22 protein-coding genes are annotated in these 20,235 nt (G+C 66.3%); 10 read left to right on the forward strand and 12 right to left on the reverse strand.

Annotated elements, in window-relative coordinates; translation table 11 throughout:
- Nucleotides 1-19 precede the first annotated feature (19 nt).
- The 3 genes from ACAM55_RS19920 to ACAM55_RS19930 all read right to left on the reverse strand — a co-directional run bounded on the left by ACAM55_RS19920 (nt 20) and on the right by ACAM55_RS19930 (nt 4,436).
- On the reverse strand, nt 20-1,678 hold the full coding sequence (locus tag ACAM55_RS19920; RefSeq protein ID WP_369653195.1) for an alpha/beta fold hydrolase: 1,659 nt from the start codon (nt 1,676-1,678) through the stop codon (nt 20-22).
- A 39-nt stretch (nt 1,679-1,717) separates the two neighbouring features.
- The gene (locus tag ACAM55_RS19925; RefSeq protein ID WP_369653196.1) at nt 1,718-2,980 is read right to left on the reverse strand and encodes a putative Na+/H+ antiporter; all 1,263 of its coding nucleotides are present in this window, start codon (nt 2,978-2,980) and stop codon (nt 1,718-1,720) included.
- Nucleotides 2,981-3,104: 124 nt separating this feature from the next.
- Nucleotides 3,105-4,436: a lytic murein transglycosylase gene (locus ACAM55_RS19930; RefSeq protein ID WP_369653197.1), complete on the reverse strand. Its 1,332-nt coding sequence runs from the start codon at nt 4,434-4,436 to the stop codon at nt 3,105-3,107.
- Between the two features lie 143 nt (nt 4,437-4,579).
- On the opposite strand from ACAM55_RS19930, the gene ACAM55_RS19935 reads away from it, so the two are divergent.
- Entirely contained in the window at nt 4,580-4,780 is a 201-nt protein-coding gene (locus ACAM55_RS19935) for a hypothetical protein (RefSeq protein ID WP_369653198.1), read from the forward strand.
- 158 nt (nt 4,781-4,938) lie between these two features.
- Complete coding sequence (locus ACAM55_RS19940) at nt 4,939-5,499, forward strand: DUF4142 domain-containing protein (RefSeq protein ID WP_369653199.1); 561 nt, start codon at nt 4,939-4,941, stop codon at nt 5,497-5,499.
- Between the two features lie 67 nt (nt 5,500-5,566).
- Here ACAM55_RS19940 and ACAM55_RS19945 read toward each other — a convergent pair whose 3' ends face one another.
- The 5 genes from ACAM55_RS19945 to ACAM55_RS19965 all read right to left on the reverse strand — a co-directional run bounded on the left by ACAM55_RS19945 (nt 5,567) and on the right by ACAM55_RS19965 (nt 9,909).
- Entirely contained in the window at nt 5,567-5,959 is a 393-nt protein-coding gene (locus ACAM55_RS19945; RefSeq protein WP_369653200.1) for a hypothetical protein, read from the reverse strand.
- A 70-nt stretch (nt 5,960-6,029) separates the two neighbouring features.
- The gene (locus ACAM55_RS19950; RefSeq protein ID WP_369653201.1) at nt 6,030-7,244 is read right to left on the reverse strand and encodes a dihydrolipoamide acetyltransferase family protein; all 1,215 of its coding nucleotides are present in this window, start codon (nt 7,242-7,244) and stop codon (nt 6,030-6,032) included.
- Nucleotides 7,245-8,258: an alpha-ketoacid dehydrogenase subunit beta gene (locus tag ACAM55_RS19955; RefSeq protein WP_369653202.1), complete on the reverse strand. Its 1,014-nt coding sequence runs from the start codon at nt 8,256-8,258 to the stop codon at nt 7,245-7,247.
- A gap of 5 nt (nt 8,259-8,263) precedes the next feature.
- Entirely contained in the window at nt 8,264-9,505 is a 1,242-nt protein-coding gene (locus ACAM55_RS19960) for a 3-methyl-2-oxobutanoate dehydrogenase (2-methylpropanoyl-transferring) subunit alpha (protein ID WP_369653203.1), read from the reverse strand.
- A gap of 125 nt (nt 9,506-9,630) precedes the next feature.
- On the reverse strand, nt 9,631-9,909 hold the full coding sequence (locus ACAM55_RS19965) for a GIY-YIG nuclease family protein (RefSeq protein WP_369653204.1): 279 nt from the start codon (nt 9,907-9,909) through the stop codon (nt 9,631-9,633).
- Between the two features lie 29 nt (nt 9,910-9,938).
- On the opposite strand from ACAM55_RS19965, the gene ACAM55_RS19970 reads away from it, so the two are divergent.
- Both ACAM55_RS19970 and ACAM55_RS19975 read left to right on the forward strand, forming a co-directional pair.
- A complete protein-coding gene (locus ACAM55_RS19970) occupies nt 9,939-10,208 on the forward strand; it encodes a helix-turn-helix domain-containing protein (RefSeq protein WP_369653205.1) in 270 nt (89 codons plus the stop codon).
- A gap of 118 nt (nt 10,209-10,326) precedes the next feature.
- Nucleotides 10,327-10,638: a hypothetical protein gene (locus tag ACAM55_RS19975; protein WP_369653206.1), complete on the forward strand. Its 312-nt coding sequence runs from the start codon at nt 10,327-10,329 to the stop codon at nt 10,636-10,638.
- A 39-nt stretch (nt 10,639-10,677) separates the two neighbouring features.
- Here ACAM55_RS19975 and ACAM55_RS19980 read toward each other — a convergent pair whose 3' ends face one another.
- A complete protein-coding gene (locus ACAM55_RS19980; protein ID WP_369653207.1) occupies nt 10,678-11,493 on the reverse strand; it encodes an IclR family transcriptional regulator in 816 nt (271 codons plus the stop codon).
- A gap of 193 nt (nt 11,494-11,686) precedes the next feature.
- On the opposite strand from ACAM55_RS19980, the gene ACAM55_RS19985 reads away from it, so the two are divergent.
- From ACAM55_RS19985 to ACAM55_RS20000, 4 genes are all read left to right on the forward strand, one after another.
- Nucleotides 11,687-12,646 (forward strand): MBL fold metallo-hydrolase, encoded by a 960-nt coding sequence (locus ACAM55_RS19985; RefSeq protein ID WP_369653208.1) that lies wholly within the window; start codon nt 11,687-11,689, stop codon nt 12,644-12,646.
- 28 nt (nt 12,647-12,674) lie between these two features.
- Nucleotides 12,675-14,345: an FAD-dependent oxidoreductase gene (locus tag ACAM55_RS19990; protein WP_369653209.1), complete on the forward strand. Its 1,671-nt coding sequence runs from the start codon at nt 12,675-12,677 to the stop codon at nt 14,343-14,345.
- 84 nt (nt 14,346-14,429) lie between these two features.
- On the forward strand, nt 14,430-14,561 hold the full coding sequence (locus tag ACAM55_RS19995) for a DUF2783 domain-containing protein (RefSeq protein WP_369656432.1): 132 nt from the start codon (nt 14,430-14,432) through the stop codon (nt 14,559-14,561).
- Between the two features lie 31 nt (nt 14,562-14,592).
- Complete coding sequence (locus ACAM55_RS20000; RefSeq protein ID WP_369653210.1) at nt 14,593-15,549, forward strand: Bug family tripartite tricarboxylate transporter substrate binding protein; 957 nt, start codon at nt 14,593-14,595, stop codon at nt 15,547-15,549.
- Between the two features lie 32 nt (nt 15,550-15,581).
- Here ACAM55_RS20000 and ACAM55_RS20005 read toward each other — a convergent pair whose 3' ends face one another.
- Nucleotides 15,582-16,082, reverse strand: coding sequence for a protein tyrosine phosphatase (locus ACAM55_RS20005; protein ID WP_369653211.1), 501 nt, complete (start codon nt 16,080-16,082; stop codon nt 15,582-15,584).
- Between the two features lie 78 nt (nt 16,083-16,160).
- Here ACAM55_RS20005 and ACAM55_RS20010 point away from each other — a divergent pair, with 78 nt between their 5' ends.
- Nucleotides 16,161-16,379, forward strand: a complete 219-nt coding sequence (locus tag ACAM55_RS20010) for a hypothetical protein (protein ID WP_369653212.1) — start codon at nt 16,161-16,163, stop codon at nt 16,377-16,379.
- A gap of 190 nt (nt 16,380-16,569) precedes the next feature.
- Here ACAM55_RS20010 and ACAM55_RS20015 read toward each other — a convergent pair whose 3' ends face one another.
- Both ACAM55_RS20015 and ACAM55_RS20020 read right to left on the reverse strand, forming a co-directional pair.
- On the reverse strand, nt 16,570-17,532 hold the full coding sequence (locus ACAM55_RS20015) for a DUF3616 domain-containing protein (protein ID WP_369653213.1): 963 nt from the start codon (nt 17,530-17,532) through the stop codon (nt 16,570-16,572).
- Nucleotides 17,533-17,589: 57 nt separating this feature from the next.
- Nucleotides 17,590-18,255 (reverse strand): hypothetical protein, encoded by a 666-nt coding sequence (locus tag ACAM55_RS20020; protein WP_369653214.1) that lies wholly within the window; start codon nt 18,253-18,255, stop codon nt 17,590-17,592.
- A gap of 181 nt (nt 18,256-18,436) precedes the next feature.
- Here ACAM55_RS20020 and ACAM55_RS20025 point away from each other — a divergent pair, with 181 nt between their 5' ends.
- Nucleotides 18,437-20,227: a SulP family inorganic anion transporter gene (locus ACAM55_RS20025; RefSeq protein WP_369656433.1), complete on the forward strand. Its 1,791-nt coding sequence runs from the start codon at nt 18,437-18,439 to the stop codon at nt 20,225-20,227.
- Nucleotides 20,228-20,235 lie beyond the last annotated feature (8 nt).

Genomic DNA, 20,235 nt, shown 5'->3' on the forward strand with positions numbered 1-20,235 from the left:
CAATATGCCGGAGGAAAAGTCAAGGCGACCCATCGACTGTCTTCGGCCTGGACGAGGGCTCCCACGAATCGGGCGTGGTCGCGACCAGTTCCTTGAGGTTGGACCACGGCTTTGCGCCCGGCACCGTGGTGCCGCCCGTGATGGCCACCTTGGCGAAGGCAACCATCCGCTCGCGCAGGTACTGCCTGTCCCTTTCGGGCCAGGTCTCGATCGAATGGGGCGCACGGGCCACCACGACTTCACGCGCGCCACGGATACGGTCGTAGGCGGCCACGGTGCCTTCCAGTGTTTCCGCGCGGTCCCACAGGCCCTTGCCGAAGAATGCGGCCGGCCACTTGTGCATGCCGGCCAGGGGTGCCGAGTTGGGATAGAAAAGGATGTGATGGTCCGCCGCCATGCCTCCGAGAAACAGGTTGCGGTCGGCCAGGTCGGGCGACGCAGGCAGGTAGCCCGCGCCGCTGGCAAACGAAGACAACAGGATGGCGCCCTTGATGTTCGAGAGCCCTTTGGGCGGGGAGCATTCGGGCACCGGCATGTCGTAGCTGCACGAGCCCGAGAAATTCTTGGCCATGGCCCATGCGGTCGACATCGAGCCGCGCGAATAGCCGCCGAGCAGGATGGGAATGCGCGTCGACGCCATGCCGCCCAGCAGCCTGCCGGCGGCGTCGTGGCCTTCGAGCACGCGGCCGTCTGGCGTGAGAAGCCGCAGGCCGCTTCCCGTATCGAACTGCGCCAGCACGCGGAAGACGTCCTCGCCCTGCTCCAGCGTGTGGGTGTCGCTGAAGCCACCCGAGATGCCCTCGCCGCGCCGGTCGTAGGCCAGCACGTCGAAGCCCGCCTGGTTGAGCGCATCGAGGTTCTCGCGCCACCAGCGCTGGCCCATGGTCTCCGTGGTGGCGTTCGGAAACCTGATGTCCACCGTCCTGCCCGTGGCCGGGTCGATGCGGTAGACCTTTTCATCGGGGTGCTGAATCGCCGTGAGCTGCCCGCCGCCGCCCGGCGCCATGACCACCAGCGCGCGCGTCTTGCCGCCCTTGCCGTCGTCGACGCCGCGGCCTTCGATGTACCAGCCGCGCAGCTTGACCGGCTCGGCCATCTTCAGGTCGATGCGCTCGAAGGTGTCGCGCGGCACGGTGAACTCGACCACGAAAGTGCTGGCATCGGCGCGCGCAATGCCTTCCTCGTAGGGCGCTTTGGCGAAGAACGCCGGACGGCGGATCTGCCGCAGATCGACGGCGCCGTCCGGATCGATCTTTCCCGAAGGATCGACCATGCCGGTCGTTCGGGTCGAGCGCGCCTTGTTCGGCGGCAGCCAGCGCTGCATCTGCGCGTCGATGCGCGCAAAGCAGGCGGCGTCGGCCTTGCAGGTGCGCCAGCGCTCCTTCAGGCGCGCATCGGTGAACTCTTCGACGTAGTAGTCGCCTCCGGCATACCCCGCAGGCGGACGATGGGCGGTGACGCCGAGCGGTACGCACACGGTCCGGCCGTTGGACTGCGGCAGCCGGTAGCCGGGCAGTTCCTGGTTGCGGTCGGTACCCACCCACGCGCGGCAATCGGTGGGCGGTGGCTCCCCCCTGGCGCTGCTGGAAACGGCGTTTCCGTGCAAGGAGCAGCCGCCGATGGCCAGGGCCACGAGCATCGCGCCTGCAGCCAGGCCCGCGCGAGAGAACGTGTGCATGTTCTTGTCTCCTTTGGTTCCGCGCGCAGCGCGCGCCCGCTACAAAAGCATGAATGCCGCGGCGGCCACGAGTGTGGGACCGAGCGCGCCCAGCAGCAACCCGCCGGCGCCGATGGTTTCGTCGGAGAAGCCGTGCTTCAGCAGCGCGACGCCGGCGGGATTGGGCGCGTTGGCAATCACCGTCAGTCCGCCGCCGGCCACCGCGCCGGCCACGAGCATGTATTTCGACTCGTCCGAAATGGTCGCGATCAGCGAGCCCAGGTAGGTGAGCGCTGCGTTGTCGGTGATGGCTGTCAGGCCGAGCGAACCGAAGAACAGGGCCAGCGGCTCCAGACTCGAGACGACCGGCTCCAGCCACCAGCGCTGCATGCCGCCGAGCACCACCAGGCCGGCAAGAAAGAATCCGACGAGGAGCGCTTCCTTGATGATCAATGGACTCTGGTGGCGCTCATAGGCCTGGGTGAAGCCGAGGAACATCAGGAACAGGCCGAGGAATGCCACCGGATGATGGGCGAACAGCACGATGCCTGCGAGCAACACGAGGTGCGTCAGGGCCACGGTCACCGGCACGGGCACCTCGTGCAGGCCGGGCTCCGTTTGCGACGGCGCGGGAGCCAGATGCTTGCGCAGCACGAAGGTGGCCATGGTGGCATTGACGACAACGGCCACGGCGGCCTTCCAGCCGAAGGTGGCGAGCATGAAGGCGCTGTCCCACTGCCAGGTCGAGGCCACCATCAGCACCGGCGGCGCGGCATAGGACGTGAGGGTGCCGCCGATCGACACGTTGACGAACAGCACACCAAGGGCCAGGTACTTCACCGCTTCGGGCACCTGCGGCCTGAAGATCTGGGGTGCGAGCATCAGCGCCGCGATCGTCATGGCTGCGGGCTCCGTGACCAGCGAGCCCAGCAGCGGAACAGCCGCAAGCCCGAGCCATGCCGCGGCAACGGGCGTCGGCAGCGGCAGCACCCGGGCGACGATGCCAACACCCGACATGACCGTGCGCAGCACGGGCCGGGAGGCAGCCACCACCATCACGACGAAAACGAACAGCGGTTCGGTGTAGTTGCGCGACTCCGCATAGCCGAGCGCGCTGTCGCCGCCGATCACCAGGCCCATCGCCAGCACGAGCACGATGGCCCAGAACCCGAAGACGACTTCAACCTCGCCGAGCAGGTGGAACAGGCCGGCGTGGCGTGGATAGCGATGCGACAGCCGTTCGAACTGCTTGACGGCAAAGGTATGGACGAGGGCCGCGGCAAAAATGGCTGCGGCGATGTACTGGATGACGGGTTCTTGCATGGGATGGGCGTGGCGGGTCCGCGAGGCGGCCCGACCATCGCATGAACCTGCGGCGCCGCATGGAAGACAAGCGGCTCCGCACCCGGCCCCAGTTTAACGGGCGTGGAACGCGCGGGCGGGCGCGCTACGGCTGTTGCAGGCGCTGCAGCAGCTCCGTGCTCGGATACCCGTCCGCGGGCAGGCCGACGCTGCGCTGGTAGCGGCGCAGCCCATCGCGCGTGGCGGGGCCCATCACACCATCGGCCGCACCAGTGGCAAAGCCGCGCTGGCTGAGCGCGGTCTGCAGCTCGACCATCTGGCTGCGCGAAAGCGCCGCCGAGTCTCTTGGCCAGGGCGACTGCACGCCCGGCCCACCGCCCAGGCGCTGCGCCAGAAGGCTTACCGCGAGCGCATAGTTGGTCGAGTTGTTGTAGCGCAGAACAACGCGAAAGTTGGGCCCGACCAAAAAGGCCGGGCCGCGGGCGCCCGCGGGCAGCAAGATGCTGGCGTCGGCAAGCTCGGGCAGCGGCTGGTCGTCGATGGCGCGCAACCCCTCGGCCGCCCATTGGGCGCTGGACTGGCGCACGGCCATGTCGGCGCGGCCGTAGTCGAAGCCCGCCGGCAACCGCACCTCCACGCCCCAGGGCACGCCGGCCTGCCAGCCCGAACGAGAGAGAAAGTTCGCGGTCGAGGCCACGACGTCGGCCATGCTGCCCCAGATGTCGCGCCGACCGTCACCGTCGGCATCCACCGCATAGGCGAGGAAGTTGGACGGCAGGAACTGGGTCTGGCCCATGGCACCGGCCCAGGAGCCGATCATCCGGTCGCGCGCGATGTCGCCGCTGCCGAGAATCTTCAGCGCCGCAAGCAACTCGCGGCGTGCCCAGTCTTCGCGCCGCCCTTCGAAGCCGAGCGTTGCCAGCGCATCGATGACCGGGGTATTGCCGTAGTTTCCGCCGTAGTTGCTCTCCATGCCCCAGATGGCGACTACCACTGCGGGCGGTACGCCGTAGCGCGCGGTGGCCGCATCGGCTTCGGCGCGAACCTGCTGCAACTTGTCCTGGCCGGTCGCCACGCGTTGGGGCGTGACGGCGTTGTCGAGATAGTCCCAGACGGTGCGCGTGAATTCGGGCTGGGCGCGGTCCAGTTCGACGACGCGCGGCAGGTACTGGACCTGGTCGAACGCGCTTCGCAGCGTCGCCTCGCCGATGCCTTGCGCACGCGCGGTGGCGCGGAAATCTGCCACCCATTTTGCGAACCGCTGTTCGATGGCCGCGTCGTCCGGGGCCGCCTGCCCTGGCACAGCGGGCGCGGTTGCGGGCCGTGCACCAGTTGTCGATTCCGTCGGCTTCGCGCCTGACGCGGCCGGTGTCGATGGAGGGGACGCGCAGCCTGCCAGCAGCGCAGCCGTGGCCGCGGATGCAGCCAGGAGCGCGAACCTGCCGGAACGCGGAAAGGGGGGACTGGTTGGATGCATCGATGGATTTTCACCGCTGGCTCGCGGGCGCTGTTACCAGACGCTGCGCAGGACATCGCCTGCACCGCGTGCTCATTCCGTCCGATAGCCCGGACAGCCCTGTGGCAGAGGATGAGCACTGGCGATCAACAGGAGCACCAGACATGAATCGGAAACAAGCGCCCACCATACCAACGGATCCGGTGACGCGCCAGCCGGCATCGGGGCTGCCGCTCGAAGCCGAGGTGCGCGCGAAGGACCTCGAGCTGGATGAGCCGACGAACGCGGAAGACACGGCCGGCGACGAAGCACAGCCCGGCAAGGGCGAGAACGCGCCGGGCTTTCTGAAGCACCGGAAGCCCTGAGGTGCGTCCCTGCCCTGCGCAGTGAGCGAAGTGCTGCAACCACGAGTGGTTGTCAGGCCACAGATGCAGCTACCGTCCGACAGGGCAGGTGGCGAGCCTGGCTTAGATTTTCTGCGTCTCGCCGAGAAGGCTCGCATTGCGGGCTGACAAGGAGAACCATGAAAACGCTCGAAACCCTTCTGCGCGCACTCATGCTCGTTGGCATGGCGACGCTCGCCGCGGGGTGCGCGGCGCCGCCGGAGCCCGTGGCGCGCGCCGGCACCGCGGGCGCGGCGCGGACGAGCGGCCTTCAAGACCCGCAGTTCATCACCGCGGCGGTGGGCAATGGCCGCTACGAAATCCAGGCCTCGCGGTTGGCCATGTACCGCGCGGCCAGCCCCGAGGTGCGAGGGTATGCGCAGATGCTCGTCGACCACCACACACGCGCCAACAACGAACTCAGGGCCCTGGTGCGCGACAGGGGAATGCGGCTGCCCGGGGTGCTGCCGCGTGGCAAGTACGCCAAGCTGGACCGGCTGGCTTCGGCACCGGGAGACGAGTTCGATCGCACGTACATCCGGCTTGTGGGTATCGAAGACCACCAAACGGACATCGCGCTCTTCGAGCGTGCGAGCCGCGAGGCCCGCGACCCCGAGTTGAGGGCCTGGGCAGGCAAGACGCTGCCGACGCTGCGCTCGCATCTGGAGGCGGCCCGCTCGCTCAGCTCGGCATTGCGTTGATCGCTGCTTCCTGCAAGGCCCTTGCCTTGCCAGGTTGAACCGCGGCGGACGAACGGGCGGTGCTCCTTCAGCGCTTCTGGCGCAGAAGCTCCGCCGTTTTTGCCAGTTCCACCGCTTCGACGACCTGCTGGATGGAAAGCGGCCCGGCCAGCGCCACCTCGCCGGCGAGAACGCTTTCCAGCGCGGCGCTTCCCTCGCGTCCGGTCAACCACGTGAACACCGAAGTGATCGAGCCACCGCCGAACTTGGCATGCAGCGCCTGGGACGCTGCGCGGCTGACCTCGACAAACGCGGCGTGATCGGCCGCGGCCGAAGCGGCGCGAACGACGACACAGAATGCCTCGAGCTTGTCGGCTTCCGCGCGCAGGCGGCCGGCCTTGGCCGCGCTGTGCGCGTCGGAATCGTGAGGCGTCGGCTGGGCTGAATCGGTGAACTGATCGGGAGGCATGGAGGCATTCATTGCAAGGAGCCTTCGATTGTCGCGGCAGCCGGTGCCAATGCCTGGATTCACGACCTCTCTCACTCGACTCTCACTCGACAAAAAGCAGCGCGGGGCATTCGAGCGAAGCCCGCACGGCCTGAATGAATTCAGCCGCCAGCTGGCCGTCGACCACGCGGTGATCGAATGAGGAGGACAGGTTCATCATGCGGCGCGCGACCACCGCGCCGCCTTGCATCACCGGGCGCAGCACGATGCGGTTGACGCCGATGATCGCCACTTCGGGCGAGTTGATGATCGGCGTGGAGGCGATGCCGCCCAGCGCGCCCAGGCTGGTGAGCGTGATGGTCGAGCCGCTAAGTTCGTCGCGCGTGGCCCGGCCGGCGCGCGCGGCATCGGCCAGGCGTGCGATCTCGGTTGCACTGGACCAGAGGTCGCGTGCTTCCGCGTGGCGCAGCACCGGCACCATGAGGCCGGCCGGGGTCTGGGTCGCGATGCCGAGGTGCACCGCGCCGTGGCGCGTGAGCACACCCTTTTCGTCGTCGAATCGGGCATTGACCTGCGGGAAGCGCGGCACCGCCAGCACGACCGCACGCACCAGCAGCGGAAGCAGCGTCAGGTGCGCCCGCTCGGCGCCCCAGCGCTCGTTGATCCGAGCGCGCAGCAGCTCCAGCTCGGTCACGTCGACCTCCTCGACGTAGGTGAAGTGCGGGATGCGGCGCATCGCATCCTGCATGCGCTGCGCGATGCGGCGGCGCACGCCGGTCACGGGCACCGCCTCCTCGTCGTTGCGCTCTGCAGGGCGCGCCGCACTCGGCGCCTGCGGACCGGGCCGCCGCACCAGCCAGGCATCGAGGTCCTCGTGCAGGATGCGGCCCTCCGCGCCGCTGCCCGGCACCTGCTGGAGATCGATGCCGAGGACCGCGGCGCGATGGCGCACAGCGGGCGAGGCGAGCGGCTTGCCGGCCGATGGGAGCGCGCGCTCGGCTGGTGCTGGTGCTGGTGCTGGTGCTGGTGCTGGTGCGGGTGCTGGCGTGTCCCGTATCGCCTCCGCCCCGCCGTGGTCCACCACGTCGATCCGGATCAACTCCGCGCCCACCGCCATCTGCCGCCCCACTTCACCGCCGAGCGCAAGCACCTTGCCGGCGACCGGCGAGGGGATTTCGACGGTGGCCTTGTCGGTCATCACATCGGCCAGCACCTGGTCTTCGGCCACCGTGTCGCCGGGCTGCACGCGCCACGCCACCAGCTCCACCTCGGCAATTCCTTCGCCGAGGTCCGGCACCTTGATTGCATGCGTGGCCATTCAGTTCTCCATGGCGCGCCGGAATGCGGCGCCGACGCGTGCCGGGCCCGGGAAGTAGGCCCATTCCTGCGCATGCGGATAGGGCGTGTCCCAGCCGGCCACGCGCCCGATCGGCGCCTCCAGGTAATGAAAGCAGTGCTCCTGCACCAGCGCCGCCAGCTCGGCGCCGAAGCCGCTGGTGCGCGTGGCCTCGTGCACGATCACGCAGCGGCCGGTCTTCTTCACCGAGGCCACGAGCGTCTCCAGGTCCAGCGGCCACAGGCTGCGCAGGTCGATGATCTCGGCATCGATGCCGGTCTCTTGCGCGGCCGCTTCCGAGACGAAGACCATGGTGCCGTAGCTGATCACCGTCAGGTCGGCGCCGGGGCGGAACACGGTAGCCGATTCCAGCGGCACCGTGTAGTACCCCTCGGGCACCTCGCCCAGCGGATGGGCCGACCAGGACACCAGCGGCCGGTCGTGGTGGCCGTCGAAGGGGCCGTTGTACAGCCGCTTGGGCTCCAGAAAGATGACGGGGTCGTCGTTCTCGATCGAGGCGATCAGCAGGCCCTTGGCATCGCGCGGATTGGAGGGCATCACCGTGCGCAGCCCGCAGACGTGCGTGAACAGCACCTCGGGGCTCTGGCTGTGCGTCTGGCCGCCGTAGATGCCGCCGCCACAGGGCATGCGGATGGTGATCGGCGCGGTGAAATCGCCCGCCGAGCGATAGCGCAGGCGTGCCGCCTCGGAGACGATCTGGTCATAGGCCGGATAGACATAGTCGGCGAACTGCACCTCCACCACCGGACGCAGGCCGTAGGCGCCCATGCCGACGGCAGAGCCGACGATGCCGCCCTCGTTGATCGGCGCGTCGAACACGCGCGAGCGGCCGTACTTGGCCTGCAGGCCTTCGGTGCAGCGGAACACGCCGCCGAAGTAGCCCACGTCCTGGCCATAGATGATCACGTTGTCGTCGCGCTCGAGCATCACGTCCATGGCGGAGCGCAGGGCCTGGATCATGGTCATCGAAGCCATCGCCCTCATCCCTCCGATGCCAGCTGTTCGCGCTGCCGCTTCAAGTGTTCGGGCATGTCCTTGTAGACGTCCTCGAACATGGTCGCGGCGCCGGCAACGTGGCCGTCGGCCATGGAGCCGAATCGCTCGGCCTCCTTCAGCGCGGCGTTCACCTGCGCCTCCAGGTCTGCGCGTGTCTGGTCGTGCTCCTGCTGCGACCAGGCGCCGATCGCCGTCAGGTGCTGCGCGAGGCGAGGGATCGGATCGCCCAGCGGAAAGTGCGCCCAGTCGTCGGCGGGCCGGTAGCGCGAGGGATCGTCCGAGGTCGAATGCGCGCCGGCGCGGTAGGTCACCCATTCGATCAGCGTCGGCCCGAGGTTGCCGCGGGCGCGCTGCGCGGCCCAGCGCGAGGCGGCCAGCACGGCAAGGAAGTCGTTGCCATCGACGCGCAGCGAGGCGATGCCGCACCCCACGCCGCGCGCCGCGAAGGTGGTGGCCTCGCCGCCGGCAATGGCCTGGAAGGTCGAGATCGCCCACTGGTTGTTGACCACGTTGAGGATCACCGGCGCGCGGTACACGTGGGCGAACGTCAGCGCGGTGTGGAAATCGGACTCGGCCGTGGCGCCGTCGCCGATCCATCCCGAGGCGATGCGCGTGTCGCCCTTGATCGCCGAAGCCATGCCCCAGCCCACCGCCTGGATGAACTGCGTGGCCAGGTTGCCCGAGATCGAGAAGAAGCCGGCCCGCTTCATCGAATAGCACACCGGCAGCTGCCGCCCCTTGAGCGGGTCGCGCTCGTTGGACATCAGCTCGCAGATCATCTCCACCATCGTCACGTCCTCGCGCGCCAGCAGCAGGCCCTGCTGGCGGTAGGTGGGAAAGCACATGTCGCCCTGCTGCAGCGCGAGCGCGTGGCCGGTCGCGATGGCCTCCTCGCCGAGGCACTGGATGTAGAACGAGATCTTCTTCTGCCGCTGCGCGATCAGCATGCGGGCGTCGAAGGCGCGCGTCTTCATCATCGCGCGCAGGCCGCGGCGCAGCAGTTCAGGGTCGGCCTCCGGCGCCCACGGGCCGACCGCGCGGCCCTCGTCGTCGAGCACGCGCACCAGCGTGTAGGCCAGATCGCCGGTGTCGGCCGGCAACGCGTCGATCGGAGGCTTTCGCACCTCGCCGGCACGCGACAAGTGGAGGTAGGAAAAATCGGTCTCGTGCCCCGGCCGCCCGGTGGGCTCCGGCACATGCAGACGAAGAGATGCGCCCTGGCTCATCGCGTTGTCTCCGCGCTCGATGGGATCGCTCGCTTGCAAAGCCTAGCGAATTTCAGGCGAAAGCGCAGTCGGTCAATCGCGTATTTCTCTGGAACGCAGGGGTGGCAGGACTCGAATCCGGCGCGTCACGACAGGGCTTCGAAGAAGGCAAGCTTGCGGGAGCGAGGCAATGCCTTGACCCTGATTTCCGCCCGCAGCGCAGCCCCCTTGTCGGGGTATGCGCGGGCTGCGAGCACACGCAACGGAGGACGCGCGCGCGTGAACTTGGCGCCCAGTCCGAAGACATGCTGAAAGAAGCGCTGCTCCACGTCGAGCGCAATCCCCGTGTAGTACACGCCGCCTTCGCATTCCAGGAGGTAGAGCCAGTAAGGCACGGGCCCGGCGTCGGGCAAGGTTCGAGGCATGGCCCGGATTGTGCAGCGACAATATCCCGATGGCCCAAGGCAAACGCATCTCGGCGGACATCGACAGCGGCGCCCTTCAGGCGATCAAGCACATGGGTGCGGCGGCCAGGCTGGCGCGTACCAATGCCGGTGAAGGCCAGGCCGCAGCGGCCGCCCGACTGGGTGTGCATGTCCAGACGGTTGCGCGAATCGAAGCGGGTGAACCGGGCGTCGCCATCGGGCACGTGCTGGGCATGCTTGCGCTCTACGGCATCGAAACGAAGTTGCTGCTCACTGGCAACGGCCAGCCCACCTCCTGATCGGGTTCGGTTGCCGAGTGCGAGCAAGCGGGAGCAGGCGTACAGTCGATGATCGAGCCCACGGGTTGCTGGCAGCCGCCGCAGCCACCTTGGGGCTCTCCTTGAATGGAGGTCGAAGATGTCCCAGCATGCAATTACCGCTGTCCACTTCAAAGACGAAAAGATCGATCTCGTCGCCATTCACCCGGTTGTGGAGAAGGAGTTCGGGTCGACAGAGTTCGCCCTTGGCACGGCACAGCGCATCAGCGTGGGCGAGTGCGCCGATCTCCTTGCCGCCGGCGAGGAAGTGTGCCTTGCACGGCGCACCGAAAGCCATGCCTGGGAAGTCATTTGCGACGTCAACCTCTTGCCGGGCGGCGCCGGCATCACTGGTGTCGACATTGTGGGCCGTCCCAACGATGCGTTGCAGAAGCTTCCTTCGTGGGGCTAGGGGCCGCAATCGGCAATGCGCACAGGCGTGCCCTAAGGTTCATGTCCCGCGCCATCCAAGGCGCCTGGAAGCCTCCATCGCCGCTTTGCGAACAGCGACGGCGGCACTGGAATTCCAGTCGGACGAAAAATGGTCCTGATGACCGAGCGCGGTAATCACGATGACGGGCTCGTCATTGTGATCAAGGACAGGCGCGCTGAAAGCGTTGACTCCGGGAATCGGCTTTCCCTCGGCGCGTGTGACGCCATGGTCCCGAAGCTCCGCCGCAGCCTCCCGGAGTTCCTTGGTCTTCGGCTTGAGCAGCGGCGCCTTCCGGTCTTCCGGGTCTCCGAGCGCCACCGCCATGGCCTTCTCGATGCGATCGGCGGGCAGCACGGCCGCAAAGGCGCGGCCGGTGGCCGTGCCGAGTATCGACATCACCGTTCCTGCGCGCATGGAGACGTGCAGCGGTTCGCGCGCCTCGATCATCCGGATGATCGTCGGCCCGAAATTGCCCCAGATGGCCACCGCGACCGCATGTCCGGTGGACGCCGCTAGCTGCTGGGCGATGGGCAACGCCACCCGGACAGGGTCCAGCTGGTGCAGGCACGTCAGTCCCAGCTGCAATGCGGCGGGGCCGAGCGCGTAGCGGCCGGTTTCGGCTTCCTGCTCGATCAATCCGAGCTTGCCGAAGCTCACCAGATACGGATGGGCGCGTGAAGGGGGAAGTCCGGATCGGCTCGAGAGGTCCCTGAGCGTCAAGGGCGTCTGGCTGTCGGCCAGGGCCAGCAGCAATCGCCCCCCCACCTCGATCGCCTGGACGGCCCGCTGCGCCTTGTCTTCCTTCGCGGCTTCCTCGGGATGGCTGTCTCGCATATCGCCTTTCAGGTTGTCGCAAGTCTAGTTCGCCCCCGACGAAGAGATTCGCCACGTGCAAATCGCCCGGCATGGTCGATCGGCCAGGGTAAGTACCTAATTCCACTTGAGCAAATTAGTTTGCCATAGACAAATTTACATCGCATACTGCAAATGCGTTTGTTTTAGACAAATTCTATTCCAGGAGCCTCGCATGAACACCCCCAAGAAATTCGCCTCGCAGGCCGACCTCGAAGAGAAGCAAATCAGCTTCACCAGACTCTCGGAACACGCCTGGGCCTACACGGCCGAAGGCGACCCGAACACCGGCATCATCGTGGGCGACGACGCGGTGCTCGTGGCCGACACCCAGGCCACGCCGGCAATGGCGCAAGACGTGGTCAGGCGCATCCGCGAGGTGACCGACAAGCCGATCAAGTACGTCGTCCTGACCCACTATCACGCGGTGCGCGTGCTGGGCGCGAGCGGCTTCGATCCGCAGCAGATCATTTCGAGCCAGGACACGCGCGACCTGATCGTCGAGCGCGGAGAGCAGGACAAGGCCAGCGAGATCGGCCGCTTCCCGCGCCTGTTCCAGAACGTCGAGACCGTGCCACCGGGCTTGACCTGGCCCACCATGACCTTCACCGGCAAGATGACGCTGTGGCTGGGCAAGCTCGAGGTGCAACTGCTGCAGCTCGGCCGCGGCCATACCAAGGGCGACACCGTCGTCTGGCTGCCAGAGGAGCGCACGCTGCTGTCGGGTGACCTGGTGGAGTTCGACGCCACGCCGTACGCGGGCGACGCGTATTTCAAGCACTGGCCACAGACGCTCGAGAACATCGCAGCGCTGAAGCCCGCCGCGCTGGTTCCGGGCCGCGGCCCTGCCCTGTTGGGCGAGGAGCAGGTCGCTGCCGGCCTCAAGGCCACCGGCGGTTTCATTGCCGACGTACGCGCCTGCGTCGAAGCCGGCGTGGCTGCCGGCAAGGACCTGCATGCGGTCTACCAGGACACCTTCGCCCAGCTCAAGCCCAAGTATGGCCACTGGGTCATCTTCGACCACTGCATGCCGTTCGACGTGACGCGCTGCTACGACGAAGCCACGCAGTACCCGGACCCGCGTATCTGGACGGCCGAGCGCGACATCGAGATGTGGAAGACGCTGGAGGGCTGAACCGCCCCGCGCCGCAGGAGACAAGACCATGCAACTGAACGAACTTGCGTCCCGCAAGGGGGAAGCCGTCGACTACCAGAAGCTGGTGTTCGACTACGCCCGCCATCCCGACCAGGACGCCGCAACGCCGGTGCGCCGTCCGGTGGTCGTCGTCGGCGCGGGCCCGGTGGGGTTGGCGCTGGCCATCGATCTGGCGCAGCACGGGATTCCGGTGGTCCTTCTGGACAACGACAACACGCTGTCCACCGGCTCCCGCGCCATCTGCTTTGCGAAGCGCACGCTCGAGATCTTCGACCGGCTCGGATGTGGCGACCGCATGGTCGACAAGGGCGTGTCCTGGAACGTCGGCCGCGTGTTCTTCAAGAGCGAGGAGATCTACAGCTTCGACCTGTTGCCGGAAGCAGGACATGCGCGCCCCGCCTTCATCAACCTGCAGCAGTACTACGTGGAAGGTTTCCTGGCCGAGCGGGCGTCCGAGTTGCCGCTGATCGAGCTGCGCTGGAAGAACAAGGTCGCGGGCGTCGTGCAGCATACGGACCATGTCGAGCTGACGATCGAGACCCCTGACGGTGCGTACCGGCTCGAGGCCGACCATGTCGCGGCCTGCGACGGGAGCCGCTCGAGCATGCGCGGGCTGCTGGGGCTGGAGAGCAAGGGCCGCCAGTTCAAGGACCGCTTCCTGATCGCCGACGTGAAGATGAAGCTCGACCGGCCCGCCGAGCGCTGGTTCTGGTTCGACCCCGAATTTCACCGCAACCAGAGCGTGCTGCTGCACATGCAGCCGGACCACGTCTGGCGCATCGACTTCCAGCTCGGCTGGGACGCCGACCCCGAAGAAGAGAAGAAGCCCGAGAAGATCATTCCCCGCGTCAAGGCGCTGCTGGGCGAAGACGCGCAGTTCGATCTCGAATGGGCGAGCGTCTACACCTTCTCCTGCCTGCGGATGGATCGGTTCCGGCATGGCCGCGTGTTCTTCGCCGGAGATTCGGCGCACGGTGTCTCTCCGTTCGGCGCCCGGGGCGCCAACTCGGGCGTGCAGGACGCCGAGAACCTGGCTTGGAAGCTTGCCGCGGTCCTGCAGCACCGGGCGCCCGACGCGCTGCTCGACAGCTACGGCCACGAACGCGAATACGCGGCCGACGAAAACATCCTCAACTCGACGCGCGCCACCGACTTCATCACGCCCAAGAGCGAGATCAGCAGGCTGTTCCGGGATGCAGTGCTCGAACTCGCGAAGTCCCATGCCTTTGCGCGCACCCTGGTCAACAGCGGCCGGCTGTCCGTGCCGGCCACGCTGCGCACGTCGGCCCTGAACACGCCGGACACCGACGCTTTCCAAGGGGGCATGGTGCCCGGCGCCGTGGCGGCGGACGCGCCCGTGATCCGCGCCGATGGCAAGGCGGGCTGGCTGCTGCAGGAAGCCGGTCGATGCGCGTTCACGGCGGTGGTGTTTGGCGACGGCGAGACGGCGGACCGCGCGGAACGCGCCGCGGCCGAAGCTGGCGCTGCCGCCGACGTGCCCGTCGTAACGGTGCGCATCCCATTCGATGAGGCTCATGCGCTGGCGGCCCGGCGCTACGACGCGAGGGCCGGCACGGTCTACCTGCTGCGCCCCGACCAGCATGTATGCGGACGTTGGCGCCAGGCCGACGCCGGCATCGTGCGCGCCGCGCTGCATCGCGCGCTGTGCAACGCCTGAAGGACCTGCCATGCCGCAAGCCACCACCGCGCACCTGACGACCACGCCGAACATCGATGTGCCGACGATTTCTACGGGGCACTGATCGACGCGCACCAGGGCTTCTCCACGGACGAAAGCCACGCCTTCAATGCGCGTCTGGTGCTCGTCCTGGCCAATCACATCGGATCACTGCCCGTGCTGCGCGAGGCGTTCGCCGCTGCAACACGCAGCTGAAATTACCAGTCACAACCCACGGAGACAACCCATGATTCGCCTTTTGCTGACCGGCCTGGCACTGGCCGCAACCACCCATCTCGCCATTGCGCAGGACGGCAAACCCATCGAATGGGTGGTCGGCTATGCCGCGGGCGGAGGCTCCGACTCCGTCGCACGCGCCACGGCCGAGGCGATGTCAAAGAGCCTGGCCCGGCCCGTCGTCATCAACAACAAGCCGGGCGCGGCAACCAACATTGCTGCGGACTATGTCGCCCGCTCGAAGGACTACGGCAACGTCATGCTGACGGCCGACTTCGCTACCCTCGCAGCCAACCCGTTCCTGTTTTCCAAGCTCAGCTACAGCGCCGAGAAAGACCTCGCGCCGGTCGGCATGCTGGCGCGCTTTCCGCTCGTTCTGGTGGTCGGCCCCCAGGTGCCGGCGAAGAACTTCAAGGAATTCATCGCCTGGGCCAAGGCGCAACCCGGCGGCGTGAACTACGCCTCGGCCGGTGCCGGGAGCCCGCACCACCTGGCCACCGAGCTGCTGCGCGAAAAAACCGGCGTCGCGATGACGCACGTCGCCTACCGCGGCGCAGCACCGGCGATGCAGGACATCCTCGGCGGCCAGGTGCCTTTCATGATGGTCGACACCGCCAGCGGCAATCAGTTCGTTCTGGCCGGCAAGGTCAAGGCCATCGGTGTTGCGAGCGCCAAGCGCATCGCGACGTTGCCCGACGTGCCGACGCTGGCCGAACAAGGGCTGGGCGATTTCGAAGCCTATGCGTGGCAGGGACTCGCAGTGCCCAGCGCCACTCCTGCCGACACGGTGGCGAAGCTCAACAAGGCATTGGCCGACGCGCTGAATTCGTCGGCGGTTCAGGCACGCTTCCTCGCCTTGGGCGTGGAAGGTCTGCCGGGCACACCGAACGACATGGCCAGGTATGTGAAGGACGAGCGCGAACGTTGGGGCCGTCTCATCAAGGCGAACAACATCAAGATTGACTAGGGCCTGTCAACGCTGTTTCCGGGGTCGCGAACCTATCTCATGGTTCCCAAATCCCGGACATCGGCTCGAAGAGACGCCCGGTCGCCTTTGGCCAGTGGCAGGTTGACGAACAATTCGAGTCTTCGACGCAGAGCGTAGAGGGCTTGGATCGCGCCGTGGGCCGTCTTTTCCGGGTCTTCCAATGCGGCGACGTCCGGCATCGACCAAAGCGCGGTATCCGGTTGCCCCGGCCACGCCGGCTGTTCCCCGAAAGTCTCATCGTCCAGCGTGATGATGAACGTGGCTCTTCCGGCACCCTGCTCCTTCAACTTCTCCCAACTTGTCGGGTTGCCGAGAGGCGGCCGCATCCGGGCGCTCGCCAGCGCACCAAGCGCGGCTGGATGAGTTTCGCTGGCGAGATGTTTTGGAGAGCCGCAGGACTGGGCCGCAAAACGCTCACCGCCGATATGTTCGAGACATGCCTGTGCAAGAACGCTTCGAAGCGAGTTGCGCTTCGAAACAAAAATGACCCGGACCTTGCCCACTGTTGACATATAGAGTCGAGCTTAGCGCAGGGGTGGCAGTTCCATCCCGCCGGGCGGCTTTCCCATCCTATAAGGAAGGACGATGCGATGAGTAAGGACCAAGCTCGCCTGCAGCACCTTCTCGTGCGGATGCAGGCCTGGTACGGAGCGGAGGATGCCGATGTTCTTCAGCTTCGTGACGCGGTGCAGCAACTGGAGCTCGACGAGGCCCGCTCATGCGGGCCTCTGCGCTATTCCAATGCGCCCGTGTTTTCCGACCGGGCAGCACGCCTGGCGCACGCGAGCCGAGACAGAGGTTTGTTGTAGAGACGGCCACGGACATCGGGAACCTCGGGATTCGAGGCGCAAATTGCATTCCCTACCAGCGTCCACGTCCGTCACTTCATATCTTCGCATTGCAGTCTGACGCGCATGTGACTTCGGTCTCCCGGCGGATGAAATCAGATTGCCCGGGTCACTGCTTCAACACGGGAAGCAAGCTCCCGGGTGGACCGATTCAAGCCGTGGTTTGCAGTTGGTCGAGGTCCAGCAGAAGATAATTCGCAGATCGTTCTGCCTTCCGATTCCCGTCGTCGCTGACGATGATGATTCGGACCACCCCGTCGACAACGGCCGGACTCACTCCTTCTGCGCGCTCCAGGCCCTGAAGCCCCGGGACCGTGACACGGCGCGCTGTGCCACCTTGCTGACCATTCCAGCGCCAGAGGGCGAACTGGCCTGGCTCGCGCGAAACCGGCCCGCTGATGACGAGGTATTCGCCGATGGAGGGGACGTAAGACAACCCACGAATTCCGTGGCCGCCCAGATCCAGTTCATCGAGATCAGCCGCCACCCGGGGTTCCTCATCCGCCTCGAAGAGGCCATGCGGATTCTCGACGCTGGCGATGATCGCGCGGCCTTCGTGCAACGGGCTGCGAAAACCGATCAGCAGTCGTTGCGGGTCCGGGCTGATCTCCAACCCCTCGATATTGAGCCCGCCGCCGGTTTTGACATCCCGGATCTCGGCTGCCGAGGCCAGCACAGGATGCTTCGCCGTCAGGGCGTGCTTCAATCCGTCGACGACTTTTGGGTTCGCAACCCGGCTCCCCTCGACCCGGAACCGAACCAGTCGTTCACGGGACTTCTTTTCGTTGCCTTCGTCGTCTCGAGAATGCGATGTGATGGCGTAGACAAAGCCTGCTCGATCCAAGGCCAGTCCTTCGAGATCGTCCAGTTTCCAGAAGTCGCTGAAGAGCTGAAACAGTCCAGCAGTGAGTTCGGTGCTGCCGACACTTCCATCGGCGCCGATGACGACCAGACTGAACGGATGGTGCTTTTCGTCCTCGACCACAAGAAAGCGTCCGTCCGGCAACTGCTGGATCGCCGACGGCTCATAGATGCCGGTCAAGGGCTGGAAAGCGGGAGGTCCTTTGTGCGCCATGGAAGCATTGTCCACCCATGCATCCGCTTTGTCGCTCATTTGGGAAGGCGCCCCGCCGACCCCAGGATCGGGAACGCCGCGCGGCCTTCCGTTGGCCTACTTCCTCGGACGCCCAGCCTTCAGCGGCGCCAGCGAATCCAGCGCGCCGCGCAGTTGCGTGTCTGTGAGCTGTTGAAGCGCGTGCAGCCCCGCTCGCAGAAGCTCGCTCTTCTTGGCGGGACGTTTGAAACCTAGGGCGCGGTCCTTGAGGACGGCAATCAGACCGAAGTCTTGCTGGGGCATCGTGAAGCTGTCTCGCACGAGCTTGCCCTTGGTTTTGGCTGCGTCGCGCACGGACTCGGGGGCAGTGGCCTGGAAAGGCGTCGCCAGTTCCGTACGGGGAGCAGCAGGCCGCGTGACCTGAGGCGGCGCGACCACGCCCTTCACCGCCTTGGACTTCAGTGGCCCCGTCTTCTTTGCAACTGTCTTCTTCGCCGATGCTTTCTTCACTGACGTCGACTTTTTGGGTGCGGCGGTCTTGGCGCCGGCTTTGGCCGACGCTCCCTTCTTGGTCACCGCTGCCTTTTTTGCCGAGGACTTCTTGGCCACGGGTTTTGCCGGCTTGGCCTTCCGAGGCGAGACCTTCTTGGCAGCCGCCTTCTTTGTGGCGGCAGGAGTCGTCGACTCTGCCGGTGGCTGGAGCGCGGAGGCGACCACTGCCGGGTCGGTTGCATCGCTGGGTGCGGAAGTCGTTTCGTTGTTGTTCAGGCCGAAGTCAGTCATTGAGAATTTCCAAAAATGGTGTAAATGATTTACACCATTATTTTGAACGCAATAGGAGTCTTCATCAAGAGCCAGCCGTCCGATGGCCCGTCACGTCGAAGCAGCCAACGCCAACACTCGTATCTTTCCCCTTGCCTTTCTCGACGCGCATCTGCACTCTCGACCAAGCGGCCAGCAGCTTATGAGCAATTTGGATCCTTCGTCCCCCCTTCCGGAACCGGGCCGTATAGCGCCACGGGCGAAGGCCGCCGATCAGACCGGGTGGAGCCGCTGGCTGCCCGGACTGCGCACCCTGCGCGAGTACCAGGTGGCCTGGTTGCGGCACGACATCGTTGCCGGACTGGTGCTGACCACGATGCTGGTGCCCGTCGGCATCGCCTATGCGGAGGCGTCGGGCGTACCCGGCATCTATGGCCTCTACGCAACCATCGTTGCGTTGCTCGCGTACGCCGTGTTCGGGCCCAGCCGGATTCTGGTGCTTGGCCCGGATTCCTCGCTGGCCGCCGTCATTCTGGCCGTCGTTCTCCCATTGTCTGGCGGCGACCCGCATCGCGCAGTCGCCCTTGCGGGCATGATGGCGATCGTGTCGGGAACGGTGTGCATCCTTGCCGGAATCGCGCGCCTGGGCTTCGTCACCGAGCTTCTCTCCAAGCCGATTCGCTACGGCTACATGAATGGCATCGCACTGACGGTATTGATCAGCCAACTGCCCAAGCTTTTCGGCTTTTCGATCGAGGGCGATGGGCCGTTGGGAAACCTGAGGTCCATCGCTGCAGCGGTGATGGATGGCAAGACCCACTGGACGACGTTGATGGTCGGCGCAGGCACCCTGGCTGTCATCCTGCTGCTCAGGGGCCGCAAGCGCTTGCCGGGCATCCTGATCGCCGTGGTCGGAGCGACCGCCGCCGTTGGCGTGCTGGGCCTTGCGACACGCGCCGGGGTGTCGGTCCTTGGCGCGATCCCACAAGGTCTGCCTGCGTTCGCCATCCCCTGGATCACCACCGCCGACGTCGTCCCCGTCCTGATCGGCGGTTGTGCCGTCGCCCTCGTCTCGTTCGCCGACACCAGCGTGCTCTCTCGCGTCTATGCGGCGCGGACCCGCAGCTATGTCGACCCGAACCAGGAAATGGTGGCGCTCGGCGCCGCCAACCTGGCGGCCGGACTTTTTCAGGGCTTTGCCGTCAGCAGCAGTTCGTCACGCACCCCCGTGGCCGAGGCCGCAGGCGCCAAGACCCAGCTGACCGGAATCGTCGGCGCGCTGGCTGTTGCCCTGCTGCTGGTGGTGGTGCCGGACTTGCTGAAAAACCTGCCCACCAGCGCACTGGCCGCGGTCGTGATCGCATCGGCCATCGGCCTGATCGAGGTCGCCGACCTGCGACGAATCTATCGCATCCAGCGCTGGGAGTTCTGGCTGTCGATCGCCTGTACCGTTGGCGTGGCCGTGCTCGGCGCGGTTGAAGGCATCGGTCTGGCCATCGTGATTGCGGTCATCGAATTCCTGTGGGATGCCTGGCGCCCTCATTTCGCGGTTCTGGGACGCGTCGACGGCGTCAAGGGCTACCACGACATCACGCGCTATCCCGATGCGCGCCTTGTGCCCGGCCTCGTCCTGTTTCGCTGGGATGCGCCGCTCTTCTTCGCCAACGCCGAGCTGTTCCACGACCGGGTGCTCGACGCCGTGGCTTCGTCGCCTACGCCAGTGCGCTGGCTGGTCGTTGCGGCGGAGCCCATCACCAGCGTGGACGTGACCTCCGCCGACGTGCTGGCCGAGTTGATCGAAACCTTGCAGGCGGCCGGCATTCAGTTGTGCTTTGCCGAGATGAAGGACCCCGTCAAGGACAAGCTGAAGCGGTTCGGGCTTTTCGCGCAGCTTGGGGATTCGGCGTTCTTTCCGACCATCGGCACCACCGTCAGCCGATATCTCGAGACCCACACGGTGGATTGGGTGGACTGGGAGGACGAGAAGCGCTGACGGATAGC

Origin of the sequence: Variovorax sp. V213 (assembly GCF_041154455.1) — a bacterium.
Lineage (GTDB): Bacteria > Pseudomonadota > Gammaproteobacteria > Burkholderiales > Burkholderiaceae_C > Variovorax.